Origin of the sequence: Nostocoides veronense (assembly GCF_039531185.1) — a bacterium.
GTDB classification, from domain to species: Bacteria; Actinomycetota; Actinomycetes; order Actinomycetales; family Dermatophilaceae; genus Nostocoides_A; species Nostocoides_A veronense.
Genome location: NZ_BAAAPO010000076.1, coordinates 1 through 639 on the forward strand (window position 1 = coordinate 1; position 639 = coordinate 639).

1 protein-coding gene is annotated in these 639 nt (G+C 69.8%); it reads left to right on the forward strand.

Annotation, left to right across the window (positions count from 1 at the left end; genetic code table 11):
- Positions 1–639 (forward strand): integrase core domain-containing protein (locus ABD225_RS18550; RefSeq protein WP_344089175.1); only part of this gene is annotated, 639 nt, incomplete at both ends.

A 639-nucleotide genomic window follows, 5' to 3' on the forward strand; every position in this document is an offset into this window, starting at 1 on the left:
GGATCTGGTGCTACGACTTCACCCACTTCCCCCGCGCGAGACGGTGCGCGGTCGCGGTCATCGACGTCGTCTCCCGGTACTGGCTGGCGACCCTGGTCTCGGCCGAGGAGTCCTCCACCCAGGTCGAGGCCTGCTTCCTGGACGCCCTGCACACCCAGGGCCTGATGCGGGCCATCGAAGACCGCGACGTGGAGCAGAGCCAGGTTCTGGTCGCGGCGCTGCGCAGCGGCGAACCCGACGCCATCGACAAGGCCGTCGAGGCGAGCGAGCAGGTGCCGCTGCTGTTGACCGTCTCGGACAACGGGCCACAGATGCGCTCCCACTCCACCCGCGAGTTCCTCGCCGGGGTGTACATCGCCCAACGCTTCGGTCGGCCGGGCACCCCGACCGACCAGCCATGGATCGAGTCCCTCTTCGGACACCTCAAGGGCGAGCACCCGCACCTGGAGCGCCTCACCGACCCGGCCGTCCTGGAGGCCGAGCTCACCCTGGCCCAGCACCGCTACAACACCATCCGCCTGCACGCCGGGATCGGGTACGTCACACCCGAGGACGAGCACCACGGCCGAGGCGAACAACTCCGTCAGGCCCGCCGTGACGGCCTGACCGCCGCCCGCCAGAACAGGATCGACTACCGTC